This is a genomic window from Pseudoflavonifractor sp. 60 (genome assembly GCF_009911645.1).
Classification (GTDB): Bacteria; Bacillota; Clostridia; order Oscillospirales; family Oscillospiraceae; genus Lawsonibacter.
The window spans coordinates 1-15,047 of the sequence record NZ_QWKI01000096.1; the positions used below are offsets into that span (position 1 = coordinate 1).

Below are 15,047 nucleotides of genomic sequence, written 5' to 3' on the forward strand. Positions count from 1 at the left end.
AATTAGGCTTTTTTTGATATGTACCTATCTATTTGCAATCGCATGGTGGCATCCTCCTGTTGCCGCCCAAGCGCAAAAGAGCGGCGGCTCTGATTTCTCAAAGCCGCCGCTCCTTATTTGACTTAGCCACGACTTTTCAAATGCAAAGCCGATAACTGTAGGGAAGGTTCCCATATGTTATCGGCTCTGCGTCTGTGCGTCTGGCTCTATGATTGACGTATTCAATTCTCGGACACTGATTAACATTTCCTGCTTGCACTTGGGACAATACAGCGGAAACCTTTCAAGAACCGTATCTTCGTATACTTTTATTCGGGTCTTTCCGCCACAAGCAGGACAGCATATCCAGTGAGAACAATTTTGTGTTGCGTTCATTTGCGCCACCTTATGTTATCAATGCTCCTGGGATGGAATGGAAATATGGGTTCCTGTTATCCGCAATTCTCTGTGTAGCCGAACCGCCATAACTGCGGTGACAATAGCTGAAATAATGTCTGCCATCGGCTGTGCGTAGAGAATGCCACTTAATCCCCAAACCGTTGGAAGTATCAGAATAGCGGGGACAAAACAAATCCCCTGACGGCAAGCGCCGAGGATGCAGCCCTCTGTGGCTTTTCCCATCACAAGGAACAGGAAGGTATAGACTGTGTAAAAACCAAAAAGGACAAAAGAGAGGCCGTTTGCCCGTAGCGCAATAGAACCGACACGAACCATCTCCGCATCTTCCTTTGTGAAAAGGGATACAATCTGCGTAGAGAATACAGCGGCAATAACACCAAAAATAACACAAAAGGCAGTAGACCAGAGGATAGCAGTTTTGATAGCCTCTTGCAGCCGGTCAAATTTTTTTGCCCCATAGCTAAATCCGGCGATTGGCTGAAATCCTTTCAGAAAGCCAAAGACTATCAGTGTCCCCATGGACATGATTTTTGTGACCGGCCCCATTGCGGCCAGTGCGGAGCCTCCGTAATCCTTAGCGGCACTGTTTATCATGCTGATGGAAAGGCTGGTCAGAAGTTGGAAAATCAGCGTAGGAATACCGATTTTCAAAATTTCGGACATAATCTCTTTTGCAAAGCAACATTCTTTAATGCTGAAGCTGAACACGCTCTTTTTCCGGAGTATGTAACACACATAAACCAATGTGGAAACGATTTGGGAAATCGCTGTTGCAATCGCCGCGCCAGCTACGCCGAGGTTCAGCGCGTAGATGAAAACAGGGTCTAATATCACATTCAGCACCGCGCCAGCCATTAGCGCACACATAGCCGTTTTCGCCGCCCCCTCGCTGGAAACGATGTTGTTCATGGTGACATTGAACACATTAAAAATGGAGAACACGATATAGATTCGTGTGTAAGTGATTGCATAAGGCATCACACTTTCGATTGCGCCAGCTTGTTCCAAAATCGGTTCCAGAAAGATAATAGAGAACAGGATCATGACTGCCCCAATGGAAACGCCGCTGTATATGGCTGTACTTGCTACCTTGTTCGCCGTGTCCTTATCGCCCCGGCCCAGCAGCCTGGATAGATAGGCGGCAGCGCCATTTCCGAACAGCAGGCCCAGGCCAACAACAATCTGTCCCAGGGGAAAGGCAACCGTGACCGCGCCCATCTGGTCGGTTCCCAGCCCGCCTACAAAATAGGTATCTACCAGATTGTAAAGGGCGTTAATGAGCATACCAATCATCGTTGGGATGCCCAGCGCCAGGAGAGCTTTGGGAATTGGCGCACTCCCCAGAAGCGCCATTTTTTTGTTTCCGTCCATAAATTGCTCCTTTCTCTTGACAGCCAGTGTAATGCGAAGTAGTATACTTTATAGTAACTGCCAGTCAACACATACTACTATAATTTATAGTACTTGTCAAGTGCGAAAGGGGAAATCTTCATGGCAACAATAGATTTGATTGTCCTTGGGATGCTTAAAAAGCAACCGTTGAGTGCCTACGACATTCAAAAGCTGGTGGAATACCGCAACATTTCAAAATGGGTAAAAATCAGCACACCTTCCATCTATAAAAAGGTCATTCAGTTAGAAGAAAAGGGTCTGCTCCAGAGTGTCCTTGTGCGGGAGAATAATATGCCGGAAAAGGCGGTTTACTCGCTGACAGACAGCGGTGAACAGGAATTTGAACGGCTCATGAGAGAGCTTTCCGCCCAGCCTATCCGTATGTTTCTGGACTTTAATGCTGTGATTGTAAATCTGGACAGTGTTCCTTTGGAAATGCAAAAAACTTGCATTGACAGCATTGAAAAAAATGTGCAGGATTTGAAAACATATCTGGAAGAAAACCTTCGGGAAAAAGAAAATGCGCCGGAGGTTCCGGAAATCGGTATGGCGGTTTTGCGTCAGCAATTTGTCTTGGCTGAAACGATCGGAATTTGGATTGAGGAATTGAAAAAGCGATTTTAGAGGCTAATTCTCAAATGCGCAAAAGGGGCAGGAAACCACGCATTATTGTGGTTTCCTGCCCCTTTTTCTGTTATTTCATAGTGCAAGTGCAAAATGTCAGCAGCCCGCTTCACAATTTAATTTGTGGTCTTGTCCATATCAGTGAAATTTACTTTCCAATGAAGAATGTCCGCTATATCGCGGTCAATGACTGCGTGGACACCGCCAACAAAAACAACGACATAGCGGCGCTGAAAAATGTTATGAACGAATTTTACAGCCGGGACAATTCCCGCAAAATCCGTTCGTCCATACGGGCCAGGGCAAAGGCGGGGCTTTATCGCTGTTCCTATGCTCCATTGGGGTATCGCAAGGCCCCGGATAACCACAATAAGCTGATTGTGGACGAGGAAACGGCATGGATAATCAAGCGGATATTCGAGTATGCTAACGCTGGCATGGGGTCGCATAAAATCGCGTCTTCCTTGCGGAAAGAGCAAGTCCCCTGCCCCTCCTGGTGGCAGTACACCCGTGGCGAGAAAGACTATTCCCAGCGGTTTTCCGACCCCACCAATAAATATGAATGGTCGCATACTGTGATTCGGGGAATCATCGGGAACCCGGTCTATCTCGGCCACACCATCATGTGCAAGCATGAAACGGTGTTCAAGGTGGGGCTTTTGAAGAAAACCCCTGACGCTGACCGTATCAGGGTAGATAACACCCATAAGCCGTTGGTATCGCAAGAAATGTTCGACAACGCCAACGCCAAAATCCTGAGCAGGAAGCGGGAGGACACCAGCGGGAATGTGTCTATCTTCTCCGGCCTTATCAAGTGCGGCACCTGCGGCAAAGCTATGTGTCAGCGTTATTGGGGGAGGGACAGGCACCGTATCTTTGTCTGCAACACCTACGCAAAGAACACCCAACGCTGTACCGACCACCGCATTTTTTACGACGATCTGTACGATGCGGTTCTGGCCGACATTCAGTACCACGCCCAACTTGCCTATGAGGACAGGGACAAGGCCGTTGCCCTGGCAATCAGGATGAACGACAAAGCGGAGGGCAGCAGGGCGAAAAGCAGCGAGGGCAAGCTGAAACAGGCCCGGAAACGCTACGATGAAGTGACCAGGATGTTTGACCGTCTGTATGAGGATTCCCTGTCCGGGCGTATCTCCAACGACAACTTCACCCGGCTGGTGGACAAGTATCAGGCGGAGTAAGCCCAGCTTTTGGAGCAGATCGACGCGCTGGAGCGGGCTATGCAGGAGGTCAGGGACACCCGGCAGAATGCCGTACAGTGGGCCGACCTGATGGCGGGGTACGCCGGTATCCAGGAATTGACCGCCGAAAACCTCAATCTCCTTGTGGAGCGTATTGAGGTTTTTGACCGGGCGGCAACAGATGACGGAGTGGAGCAGACCATCCGTATCTGTTACCGCTTCGGCGGTTACATAGGAGAGCGGTGTTTCAGGGCAAAGGCTATGAAGCATGGTGGGCACAGACGGAAAGGGGCGAGCAATGAAAAAGCGTTACTTGTATCTTGATGAAGCGGAGTGGCGGCGGTTGGTGTTCTATCTGAATGAGTTCCGCAACAAGCTGATCGCCCAAGGCCGCTATACTGACTGCGTGGATGAATTATTGGTAAAGACAGTCAACGCAAAAGCTGTGAAAATACGATGATGGAGGTATTCACAATGGAAAAATCTATCTTTGAGCAGATGGGCGGTACATACGAAATGCGAGGCGATTACCGGCTCCCCTGCCTTGCTCTACCGGCTGAAAAAAAGCCGGCAGGGATATGGGGCCAGCGGCACCTGCGGTACATCAGGCAGCACCGCAAGGCCCTCTACACCGCCCTCTGGATGGGAGGCAGGCTGAATGATTACCTTACCGACATTGACCAGCAGGCGGAGGAAATGTTCTTTCAGCTGGTAAAAGATTACGCCCGGCAGCAGGGCATAACAGAGCGGTTAAAGGCCGAAAATCAGATGGAATGGGTGGGGCGGATGAATAACTGCAAGGCCCAGGCGGAGGAAGTTATTATGGCGGAATTGATTTGTGTTTAGGGGGGGAGTTATGTTGACATTTGAAAAGGTATTAGAGGTTTTCGGGGACTATCTTCAGCAAGACCCGCTTTATGAGGTCGTTACCACCAGCCACGGCTATACGCTGATGGCCTGGGAACCGAGAAGAAATGACTGGTATAAGGCAAGACATATGGCGACCCCGAAAATTTTAATGGATAGCCTGTTGGACACCTACGCAAACTTTATGGAAGATCAGATAACTGACAATGAGCGGGATTTGACCGAACAGGAAACCGCCGAGGTAAAAAGGCAATGTGATTTGCTCCGGGCCAAGTGCATGAGCAAATAGCGGCAGAGCGAAACAGGAGGGCGCGGTCAAGCGTCCTCCTGTCCGTTTGATTGGGCTTGCTCAATCTGCACGATTTCTTTTGCCGCTGCGGTAATGACCCGTATCCCATCATCACCCATATCATCCAGTAAAACATCAAGCTGGCGGCGCTGGGTGTTCTTCCCTGTGGGCCGTTCCAAAAGGAATTGATCAACGGATATGTTGTAGCGCAGCATTAGCTCAAAGAAGATTTGTAGGCTTGGGTGCTGGCCCTTGTTCTCAATGTTGGCAAGATAGCGCGGGGATAAGTACATTTCATCACATACTTTTTTTCCGGCTCTCCTTACGTCCCAGCCGCGCCGCCTTGATTGTCGCCCCAAAAGCCTTAAAATCATATCGTGGTACGGGCCTTTTTGCCATATTCATATCACCCTATTACATTTTACAGTTCATCTCCCCGTTTGAATATGTCTATACAATTCTATTTGATTGCTTAAATAATTCCTACTGCTGGATGAATGACCCTAACCACATTTATTTGACTGTACATATTTTCACTGTTAGAATTTCATATACATTCCACATTTGTATGTTACAATGCTCCCCAAGGAGGTGGGCTAATGGCAACATTACTAATTGTTGAGGACGACCGCAAGACCAACGATGCGATTTGTGAATACCTAAAGCCCGCAGGCCACAAGGTTATCCCGGCCTATGATGGCGGGGAGGCGTTACAGCTTTTCCGTGAGAACAGCATCGACCTTGTTGTGCTGGACATCATGCTGCCCCATGTCAGCGGTCTGTCCATTTTGCATGAGATACGGCGGACAAGCACGACACCCGTTTTGATGCTTACGGCCATTGAGGACGAGTACACCCAAGTCAGGAGCTTTGACGAGCAGGCCGACGATTACATGACAAAGCCCTTTTCTATGGTATTGCTGGGGAGGCGGATCACCGCCCTCCTGCGGCGGAGCGGGCAGGCCCCGTTACCCCAAACGATCGCCTTTGGCGACGTGACTGTTGACTTCTCTGGCTATACCGCCAGCGACAGCGCCGGGAAAATCGACATCATGCCCAAGGAGATTGATCTGCTCCGGCTGCTGGTGGAGCATAGGGGGCTGGTGCTGACCCGTTCGCAGATTTTGGACGAGCTGTGGGGCGCTGACTATCCAATCATTGACCGAACCGTAGACACCTACATCAAAAATCTGCGGAAGAAGCTGCGGCTTGACTGTATCGTGACAGTCAAGGGCATCGGCTACAAATACGAGGTACAGCCATGAAACGATTAAAACTGTTTCCGAAAATATTTCTCTATACCATGAGCATCATGCTCTTTGTCGTTGTTGTCACGCATGGGCTGATCTATCTGCTTGCCCCACAGATGCAGCTTGCATTGAGTGCCCAAGATGATGTTGTTGTCAGCATCAGACAGGAGCAGTTTGTGACCGAGGCAGTAGAAAAAGCCCTGCCCATCTCGTTAAGCTGTTCCCTGCTGATCTCCGTTGTCTGCTCACTCCTATTTTCCAAGGCGATTGCCGACCCTATCAAGAAAATTTCTGCGTCAACCGAGCAGATGATGAAATTAGACCACGGGGCGAATTGTCCTATTCATGCAAAGGACGAAATTGGTACGCTGGCGCAGAATGTCAACGACCTATATTCCAATCTTCTTTCCACCATTGAACATTTAGAGCGGGAAAAGGACGCTGTGCGAGATATGGAGCGGGCCAAGGTGGACTTCCTGCGGGCGGCGTCTCATGAACTGAAAACACCTGTGACCGCATTGAACGTCACACTGGAAAACATGATTTTAGGCGTTGGAAAGTATCAGGACTACGCTGCCTATCTCCCGGAGTGCAAGGAAATGGTCGAGCAGCTTTCCGGGATGATACATGAAATTCTGGAAACCTCCAAGCTGAATTTGACCGCCGAACCGACAAAACAGGTTGATGTGTCTGAACTGCTGGCGGAACTGTGTGAACCATATCAACTGATTGCGGCGGCACATCAAATTACGTTCTCTCTTGACCTGCCGGAACAATTTCCCGCTGTACTGCCTGTTGGTCCGTTCAGTAAGGCGGTGTCTAATGTCCTCGCAAATGCTGTCGCTTATACGGAGGCCGGGAAAACCGTTGCTGTCTATATGGATGAAAACCGTCTAATCATTGAAAACGAATGTGTCCCTATCCCTGACGATGAAATCCGCCGCCTGTTTGAACCATTCTACCGTCCAGACTTCTCCCGGAGCCGGGAGAGCGGCGGCAACGGCCTGGGCCTCTATATCGTGGACACGCTCTTGACCTCTATGAACATCCCCTATTCCTTTGCTCCCATGAAGTCCCCGCCTGGGATGTGTTTTACCATTCAACTATAAATGTGAAATGTGGAAAACTCCCCAGCCGGGGAGTTTTTCATTTCTGCTCAAATTCCATATACGTTTCATACCCATTCCACATTGGGATGCTATTCTGCGAGTGCGTTCGGAAGAACAGCATAACGATATGGAGGTATCAACCGTGAGCATTTTCAAAAGGGCGTTTTTATACGTCACGCGAAAACGGGGGAAAACCATTCTCCTGTTCGCCATCCTGCTGATTATGGCAACCTTTGTCCTGACGGGCCTTTCTATCTGGAAGGCGTCGGAGGCCGCGCAGCTTGACCTGCGGCAGAGTTTGGGCGGCAAATTTGATGTTTTTGTAGATTGGAGCAATAGCCCCTATGTCGTGAAAGAACCCGTCAAAGACGAAGTGGACGCGGAAACCGGCAAAACATCAAGCAGCTTTCTTATGTATTCCACCGTACAATTTACCCCGGAGAACATCGCCGCCATCAAAGGCGTTTCCGGGGTCAAGTATTGCAGCGCAAGGCAGGACAATCTTCTCCCATTTGACGGGCTTTCCCTGTTCCCTGGAACGATCTCAACCGATGCGAAGTATCAGGGCTACACAAAGACGCTGGGCGTCTGCAACACGGAGGACGATGAACTTTTCACCACTGGCACACTGACGCTGACAGAGGGGCGGCATATTTCCACCGATGATACCCATGTGGCAATCATCAGCCAGGACTTGGCGGAGCGGAACGAGTTGAAGATCGGGGACTACCTCACCGCCCACAGTTACAGCGTGGAAGATCAGGGCTTTACCGGGCCGGAAATCAGGGTACAAATTATTGGACTGTTTATCCCTCATGCGGTGGAGCAGTTTGGGGAAACTGTCACCACCTACGACAAAATCCAGAACCGTGTATTTGTAGATTTGCAGTCCTCAAAAGAATTTGACGGCGGAGAAATCAACTACGGCTTTTCCGCACTCCACGTTACCATAGACGACCCGCAGGACATGGCGCGGGTGGTGGCCGAAGTCAAGGCCCTGCCGGGAATCGACTGGAAAGCCTTTACCGTGGAGGTGGACAATGAAACCTACGAAAACGCCGCCGCTCCGTTGGCTACGCTGAATGAATTGGTCGTGGCCCTGCTGGTGGTGATCATCGTTGTCAGCGCCATCATTCTGGCCCTGATATTGACCCTTTGGACAAAGACCCGTATTCACGAAATCGGCGTATTCCTGTCCGTGGGTATCAGGAAATCGGCCATCATCGGGCAGTATTTGATTGAGGTGCTGCTGATTGCCGTCCTCGCCTTTGGCCTGTCCTACTTCACCAGCAACGCCATAGCGGGGCAGATCGGCAACCACCTGTTGGAGCAGAGTATGCAGACCGAGCCGGAGGACGATAATGATGTTGTAGTTGCCGCCGCTGCGGTTGATGTGGGTGCGGACAATCTGATTGAAAAGCCCCTGCCTACGGAGAACAGCATCCAAGTGTCCGTTGGGCTGGATAACCTCGCCCAACTCTATTTGATTGGCCTTGCTATTATCATTGTGGCCGTCAGCGCATCGTCCATCACGGTCATGCGGCTGAAACCCCGCGAAATCCTGTCCAAAATGAGCTAAAGGAGGTACGATCATGCCTAAACTGGAATTAAAAAATGTTTCTTACGCCTACAAAAAGGGCAAGGCGGTTTTGCAGAACGTCAGCGCGGAACTGGAAACCGGGAAGCTGTACGCCATCCTCGGCCCGTCCGGGTCGGGCAAGACCACGCTGCTGTCCCTGCTGGGCGGGCTGGATGTGCCAACGCAGGGAAGCGTTTTGTTTGACGGTGAGGACATTACGACAAAGGGCCTGGAACACCACCGCAGGAACCATATCTCGCTGATTTTCCAAAGCTATAACCTGATCGACTACATGACGCCCATCGAGAATGTACGGCTTACCGCCAAGCTGGACGCCGCCCCTATTTTGGAGCGGTTGGGGCTGGAGCAGGACGAGATCACCCGGAATGTGCTGAAACTGTCCGGCGGACAGCAGCAGCGGGTGGCGATTGCGCGGGCGCTGGCCTCCAATGCCCCAGTCATTCTGGCGGACGAGCCGACCGGGAACTTGGACGCCGACACGGCCGAGGAAATCACGGCAATTTTGAAAGAGAGCGCCCATACGTTCGGGAAGTGCGTGGTGGTCGTGACCCACTCTGGCGAGGTGGCAAAACAGGCGGATGTGGTGCTGGAAATCAAAAGGGGACATTTGAAAGAGAGGGAAATGTGATGAAGAAAATTACTGCTATTTTGGCGTGCGTGCTGATCTGTTTCTCGCTGTTCACCGGCTGTACCAATCAGAAAAAGGATGTCGATCAGGACACGAACGTGGGAAACTCCATAGAAATTGATGATACGGATATTGATGTTGACGCCGAAACAAAGCCGGGTGCCGAGGACAACTCTGACAGTGTTTCCCTGCCAGACGGCTACACATACAGTTTCAAAGACCCGGATAATGCTGACGGCATTGTAGTCACACCAAGGGAGTAACAAAAATTCCCGTTTCACACAGGTTCCATATTGGCTTTATATAGGTTCCACATGGCGGCGGTACTTTGACAAGTGCCGCCGTCTATTTATTGAATTACTGCTGGCGGCTCTTAGGAGGTAGCCGCTGTGGAGCAAAGAATGTTTCCGCCATACCCAATGAGGATTGATTTATCAAAAAAACCCTGACCGATACGAGAGAGCATTCGGATCATAGCTATGAACTGTCAAATCACATTGATACCTCTGGTGAAACAACTGCACCTATCTTCCCTCTGAAGATAGGTGCAGTTAGTTGTTTTTCAGCGGGTTGCCGCAGCCCTCCCATCTGAATTTCAAAAAAATTCAGATGGGAGGAAACGGCCATGTCATACAATCATGGCAAGGAAGAACGCAAATGGCAGCGTTGGAAACTGGCTGAAGAAAAGGTACTGCGGGCCTGCGGCATGGATGAAAGCACGATTGAACAGCTCCATCTTTGGGACAGGGCTATGTTCAATTCAGACAGGCGCTTTTATGAGAAGTTGCAGGACACGGGTACATATCTTGATAGTGTCACCGGGAACGAAACGCCACCCGAGATTTATACAGTGGAAAATCTGCTGAACGATATTGAAAATGCGGAATTGCTTAAAACCCTGCTGACAGTGGACAAGCTCACCTTGCAAATCTCTGTTTTAAAAATGAACGGGTATTCTACCAATGAAATAGCTGTACTTGTTCACCTGACCACGGATGCCATTTATAAGCGGATAGCTGTACTGAAAAAGAAATTGAAGAAATTTCAAAGGTAGCTCCAGAATTGCACGTCCCCACGGGCTGCTGGGTGAGAGGTCAAGTCCTCTCACCCAGCTTTTTCGTAGGAGGACGGGCGTATGACGTTCATGGATAAGGTCTACACGCTTCGGACAGAAGTCCGTGGCGATGGTAAAACGGCATATTTTATTAGCTTTACGGATGGGCAAGGCGAGTTTTACAATTTGGAGGTATCGGAAGCGTTCTATATAGAATTTCGGCAGATGGAGCGCAAAAACCGTAACCTCCAGCAATCCGATTGGCGGCACCAGGAAGCGTCAGATTTGTGGGATGAAACGCTCTATAAGCGGGCGTTCAGAGTGCCCAAAAGCGTTGAGGAGTTGATCTTTGACGCAGAACAGCGGGAACTAATCAACAAAGCTATTGCCGCCCTCCCTGAAATCCAGCGACGGCGATTCCTGCTCTACCATGAGTATGACTTCAATTACCGTCAGATTGGAGAGATGGAGCATTGTAGGCCGCAATCAATCATGCACTCGGTCATTCGGGCCAGGGAGAAGATAAAGGCGGTAATAGAAAAATATCGGGCCGGGTAATATTGAGATACCCTCATATCTCTGGATATGGGGGTATCTGCTAAATGTTCTCTAATGGAATTTTACTGATATCAATGTAAAAGAAGTCAGGCGTTTTCAGGTAGGGACATTTGAGTGGTGGTATCTTTATGAAATCAGCAGCCAGCGTTTTTCTGAGCGAGCCGCCCAATTTTTCTTACAACGGTCAATTTTTCTCAGTGAAACTCCGTTAGATTTTTATCCTATTTGGCCTGCCTATGTGGCGGACCCATATTTCATTTACCACGATCAAGAAGAGATATTCTTCTACCTGGCCGGGACTTATGCAGATTTGAAGTCCTATCCTATCACATCTGAATATCCCGCACCAAAATCTGAACCTATCGAAGACGGGAGATTAGTCAAAATATTTGCATCTAGCAGAGAACAGTTATTGTCTTTAGGTGTTTCTGGTGCATTGGGCTTTTCATATTTACTTCAGCAAGACTTGAATATGCGTGGGACGGTTCCCTTAGTAACAGTTAAAGATTTTGAGGAAAACATACTAGAGCAAGACCTTTACACCAACATTCCCAAAAAGAAAGGTGTTTCTATTTCAGCTCCTTTCGATGGAAAGGTCATCCTTTTACAAAATGGGAAAGTTCAAAAGGAACTTCTGCTTGCCGGGGAAGGCGCAACGACTGTATATCCCATTTCTCTTGGCATGGAGATAAAAATTTATCAGGGCTGTGATTGCGTTCGCACAGTTACTTTTCAAAAAGAAACTCTATCTTGTGATAGTCGCATTGCAGATCAAGAGTTGATTGAAAAACTGAGTGCTTGCCATGACACCCCAATTTCCGTTTCGCATTCATTTGGAGCCATTGCGGAAAAGCTGAGAAACTATCCTAAAACAAAGCATTGGATATATAAAGCAATCCACAAAGGAGCATTGCCTCGCACAGCGTATAACCTTCTTATTAGATACGCAGAAACGATGGAAAGGAGAAACTGAAAATGTTTGCTGACCGTATGGACTTTACATCATATGCTATATTTCTGGCGAACTCGATCAAAAGGGGAACCCTTGGTTAAGTAGAATTGCTGATGTAGAAGACGAGAAATTGGTATCACCGCGCAAGTCGGAACGGCCCACAAAGTATTTTGAAAATCGGGTTCGTATCTTCTGGAACGATGGCCCTACCCAAAAAGGCGAAATCGGCATTTGGGATTGGTTCACTTCTCCCAGCAAAAATGATTCCAGTGTTGACTTTATTGAATCGTACTACGTTCCAGACAGTTATCCAGTTCGGGTTATCACTATTCCAGAGGCAAAAACCATTGAATATATTCTCGAAAAATTAATGGCTGGAATTCAAGTAGAATCGCCCTTCAACTGTGACCTGTTTTTTTGCCTCAGGAAAAAAATGGGTTCTTTGAAATATTTTTGTGGGTTGCTATGCACCAAAAATGACCTGATTTTTTCTGGAAGCTCAGTAACAATCAGGGATAGTATATGTTCCCTTCCTCAGTATACATTTACTGATCAGGATATTTTTATTTGTTCAACTATCCCCGTTCAGTTCCTAAAGTCTCTTCATGTGGAAAGCCCTGAATGTTATGTATCGATCAATAGTGTTGATGACATAATTCGTTCAATTATTCTATCCAAAATCACCTGGCCTACATATAGGGAAACTTTGAACCGTACAAGAAGAGAATGGAAAGATTGTCAACTGCTTTTAGAGCGGGTCTGTTCCGAGTCAATATACGAAGAAGTGTCGATAAAAGCAGCATGTTCTTTAGAACAAGCGAAGCAAGCAGTTTCAGAATTCTGTGCACACGCAAATGATTTAATCGACCAAGGCGATATTGACTTAGAAATACTCTCTCAAATCGTAACATACCACGATGGCCTGCGATCTCAGTGCGAAGAAATTGCCGCTGAACAATGGAAGCAAAGTCATCAAATTGAACTTTCATTAGCACAGTCTGAATTGCAGGAAGCTGAAGAAAAGAAATCACAGATTGAGCGAGAATTAAAGAATTTCCAAGACCAGATTACTTCCGCACAATCGCGGTTGGAAAAATTGAAGTCTGACATTGCTCACTATGAGGCGTTGGGAAATGATACATTGCAGGCCGTACAAAAGAAAATAGCTGATGCACAAGAGGATGCGGCAGGTTTTATTGCTGAGCTGTCGATGTTTTTGCCGCAATCCACTGTTGCGGCCTCAACTGTAAGTTCGCTGTGTCATTATAAAATGGGAACTTCTGTATCTGAAGAAGATGAACCAGAAATTTGTGAGAGTTGGAAGGATGAACTTGCTCTTTTGCAAGGAAATTTAAGTTTCATGTCCTTTGCCTCTGATGAAAGCAGAGCTTTGAATAAACTGCTTTCCGCATTCCTTTATGCGGCCTATGTTCAAAATATCCCTCTGCTCATAGCGGGGCCTTATGCACATGAATTTGCAGATGCGGTTTCGTTATCTGTTGCCGGACGCCATGCCGGTATCTTAGCACTGGATGGTCGATGTGATACAGACATCATCAAACACTTAGAAACCAGTGATGATACCGTGATCGTTGTCCAAAACGTCTTCGGAAAAGATTGGGATGACAATCTCCTTCAATCGCTGATGCGTTTGAACAAGTTTATTATTTGGACACGTCCCTATACAGAAGATTTACTGATTGAGCCGAAAGGACTCTACAATTATGCACTGCCTCTATTCACAGAACACTTTGTTGAAACAAAGCCAACCAATCAATTTATCCCTGGTATGCACTCGAAGAAGTTTTTCCAATACAAACTTCAAAAAACTTCCTTCAACAGAACCAAGGTATTGCAGCAACTAGGAGTGAGTAAGTTAGCAGCAAGCCGCTTGCATATGGTTTTATCTAACGCATCGGTTATGATTGATTTGAGGAATAAAGATTTAGAGTTCCTATTTGCAATACTGCCCTTTGCTGTTTTAACTGGACAAAAGGATTTCCTTGGAGAAATTCTTGATACCGAGAAGAATATTTCAAATACTGTAAAAGCCGAAATTAAGCATTACTTGGGTGAAGTTTAATGCAGATGAAAGACCACCTTATTGCCACGATTGGACAACAGCTACATATTGCAAAGAGTGACGATGACGCTTGGATTTGTCATGCCATTTACAGTTTGGCCGGAAAAATGGCGCTTGCTTCACTATGGGACCATGATGAGAGCAAAAATTTTGTTTCTCCTCAACATTTCAAGCAAAGAGCAGAACAGATTTTTACAGCGTATACTACTGTTTACCCGCAAACACTCAGCTTGTTTCCTGCTAATCAAAATGACTTGATAGAAGATATTTACGCTGTTTATTTGCGCACAGGCCATATTTATCACTCCCCCTACAAGATTTCTCCAGCTTCTTTCATGCAGTCTGTATCTGAAAATGTTAGCTTGTATCGTGGGGTATCCCCAAATGCAAAATTTTCTATGAGCGGACTGGGATTTTATTCCCTCCACCCCAAAACGGCAAAAGCGGAAAACGCTCTTTCAATGGCCGAAATGTTTGGTTTGCAAACACAGACATTAAGCGAATATTTGAAAGAATTATTACACGATGATAACTGGACAGAAATCGAGTGGCCTTCAGATGCAGAATTTCTTCGATTAGAGCCGCCTTTTTCCAAAGGATATTGGCAGGAAACACCCCATAAAGATGGAAGAATTTCTCTGATGAGATATGGAAGTCCCAATAAGCTATATTCTTTCTATCAGTCCAGACAAAGCAGAGTATTGCAAAAAAATTTACCAGAATGGCGAATTAGAGATATTCGTTCCAGCAGCCTTAACATCCCCAACGACTTCAGCGAATACCGCCGGATTGCTGCAGCTCTTCTTGACTATTATGCAGTGTTACCATCTATCCGCGTGAAGTCAGACGGGATGACTATACAAGTTCGATTAGGCTACCGGCTGCCCCCAACAGAAGAGGATTTTTTCAAGCTCTATAGCTGGCCCAACGAATATTATACCTCGTCGCAGGTTTTTTCCAGGAGAATGTCTGCGCCGGTATATCTGGCATTTCGGCAACATTTGGAAGCTATCGGATATCAATTTGAGGAGGAATAA

The 15,047-nt window shown here is 47.5% G+C and carries 18 protein-coding genes and 1 pseudogene; 16 read left to right on the forward strand and 3 right to left on the reverse strand.

The features are described 5' to 3' along the window. Nucleotides 1-177 precede the first annotated feature (177 nt). Both D1646_RS10885 and D1646_RS10890 read right to left on the reverse strand, forming a co-directional pair. Nucleotides 178-375, reverse strand: coding sequence for a cysteine-rich KTR domain-containing protein (locus D1646_RS10885; RefSeq protein ID WP_160636484.1), 198 nt, complete (start codon nucleotides 373-375; stop codon nucleotides 178-180). An 18-nt stretch (nucleotides 376-393) separates the two neighbouring features. Continuing rightward, the gene (locus D1646_RS10890; protein ID WP_160636485.1) at nucleotides 394-1,770 is read right to left on the reverse strand and encodes an MATE family efflux transporter; all 1,377 of its coding nucleotides are present in this window, start codon (nucleotides 1,768-1,770) and stop codon (nucleotides 394-396) included. A gap of 120 nt (nucleotides 1,771-1,890) precedes the next feature. Here D1646_RS10890 and D1646_RS10895 point away from each other — a divergent pair, with 120 nt between their 5' ends. From D1646_RS10895 to D1646_RS10910, 6 genes are all read left to right on the forward strand, one after another. Continuing rightward, complete coding sequence (locus D1646_RS10895) at nucleotides 1,891-2,415, forward strand: PadR family transcriptional regulator (protein WP_160636486.1); 525 nt, start codon at nucleotides 1,891-1,893, stop codon at nucleotides 2,413-2,415. Nucleotides 2,416-2,573: 158 nt separating this feature from the next. Continuing rightward, a complete protein-coding gene (locus D1646_RS10900; protein WP_243154127.1) occupies nucleotides 2,574-3,620 on the forward strand; it encodes a recombinase family protein in 1,047 nt (348 codons plus the stop codon). A 9-nt stretch (nucleotides 3,621-3,629) separates the two neighbouring features. After that, entirely contained in the window at nucleotides 3,630-3,944 is a 315-nt protein-coding gene (locus D1646_RS23230; RefSeq protein ID WP_243154128.1) for a DUF4368 domain-containing protein, read from the forward strand. Beyond that, nucleotides 3,919-4,080 carry a hypothetical protein gene (locus D1646_RS22695; RefSeq protein WP_201754639.1) on the forward strand — a complete coding sequence of 54 codons (162 nt, stop codon included), beginning with the start codon at nucleotides 3,919-3,921 and terminating at the stop codon, nucleotides 4,078-4,080. Before D1646_RS23230 ends, D1646_RS22695 begins: the two co-directional genes overlap by 26 nt. A 14-nt stretch (nucleotides 4,081-4,094) precedes the next feature. Further along, nucleotides 4,095-4,466: a TnpV protein gene (locus D1646_RS10905; RefSeq protein ID WP_160636487.1), complete on the forward strand. Its 372-nt coding sequence runs from the start codon at nucleotides 4,095-4,097 to the stop codon at nucleotides 4,464-4,466. A gap of 10 nt (nucleotides 4,467-4,476) precedes the next feature. Next, nucleotides 4,477-4,776 carry a hypothetical protein gene (locus D1646_RS10910; protein ID WP_160636488.1) on the forward strand — a complete coding sequence of 100 codons (300 nt, stop codon included), beginning with the start codon at nucleotides 4,477-4,479 and terminating at the stop codon, nucleotides 4,774-4,776. Between the two features lie 26 nt (nucleotides 4,777-4,802). Here D1646_RS10910 and D1646_RS10915 read toward each other — a convergent pair. Then, a pseudogene (locus tag D1646_RS10915) lies at nucleotides 4,803-5,175 on the reverse strand (helix-turn-helix domain-containing protein). A 200-nt stretch (nucleotides 5,176-5,375) separates the two neighbouring features. On the opposite strand from D1646_RS10915, the gene D1646_RS10920 reads away from it, so the two are divergent. The 10 genes from D1646_RS10920 (at nucleotide 5,376) to D1646_RS10965 (ending at nucleotide 15,047) form a co-directional block, all read left to right on the forward strand. Beyond that, nucleotides 5,376-6,041, forward strand: a complete 666-nt coding sequence (locus D1646_RS10920) for a response regulator transcription factor (protein ID WP_160636489.1) — start codon at nucleotides 5,376-5,378, stop codon at nucleotides 6,039-6,041. After that, complete coding sequence (locus D1646_RS10925) at nucleotides 6,038-7,135, forward strand: HAMP domain-containing sensor histidine kinase (protein WP_160636490.1); 1,098 nt, start codon at nucleotides 6,038-6,040, stop codon at nucleotides 7,133-7,135. Before D1646_RS10920 ends, D1646_RS10925 begins: the two co-directional genes overlap by 4 nt. Before the next feature lie 142 nt (nucleotides 7,136-7,277). Beyond that, nucleotides 7,278-8,714, forward strand: coding sequence for an ABC transporter permease (locus tag D1646_RS10930; RefSeq protein WP_160636491.1), 1,437 nt, complete (start codon nucleotides 7,278-7,280; stop codon nucleotides 8,712-8,714). 13 nt (nucleotides 8,715-8,727) lie between these two features. Then, entirely contained in the window at nucleotides 8,728-9,363 is a 636-nt protein-coding gene (locus D1646_RS10935; RefSeq protein ID WP_160636492.1) for an ABC transporter ATP-binding protein, read from the forward strand. After that, entirely contained in the window at nucleotides 9,360-9,626 is a 267-nt protein-coding gene (locus D1646_RS10940; protein ID WP_160636493.1) for a hypothetical protein, read from the forward strand. Before D1646_RS10935 ends, D1646_RS10940 begins: the two co-directional genes overlap by 4 nt. A 362-nt stretch (nucleotides 9,627-9,988) precedes the next feature. Further along, a complete protein-coding gene (locus tag D1646_RS10945) occupies nucleotides 9,989-10,417 on the forward strand; it encodes a sigma-70 family RNA polymerase sigma factor (protein ID WP_160636494.1) in 429 nt (142 codons plus the stop codon). An 81-nt stretch (nucleotides 10,418-10,498) separates the two neighbouring features. Continuing rightward, on the forward strand, nucleotides 10,499-10,975 hold the full coding sequence (locus D1646_RS10950; protein ID WP_160636495.1) for a sigma factor-like helix-turn-helix DNA-binding protein: 477 nt from the start codon (nucleotides 10,499-10,501) through the stop codon (nucleotides 10,973-10,975). Nucleotides 10,976-11,285: 310 nt separating this feature from the next. Then, entirely contained in the window at nucleotides 11,286-11,948 is a 663-nt protein-coding gene (locus tag D1646_RS10955; protein WP_160636496.1) for a hypothetical protein, read from the forward strand. Between the two features lie 109 nt (nucleotides 11,949-12,057). Further along, nucleotides 12,058-14,010, forward strand: coding sequence for a hypothetical protein (locus tag D1646_RS10960; RefSeq protein ID WP_160636497.1), 1,953 nt, complete (start codon nucleotides 12,058-12,060; stop codon nucleotides 14,008-14,010). Beyond that, complete coding sequence (locus tag D1646_RS10965; RefSeq protein WP_160636498.1) at nucleotides 14,010-15,047, forward strand: hypothetical protein; 1,038 nt, start codon at nucleotides 14,010-14,012, stop codon at nucleotides 15,045-15,047. The genes D1646_RS10960 and D1646_RS10965 overlap by 1 nt, the downstream gene beginning before the upstream one ends.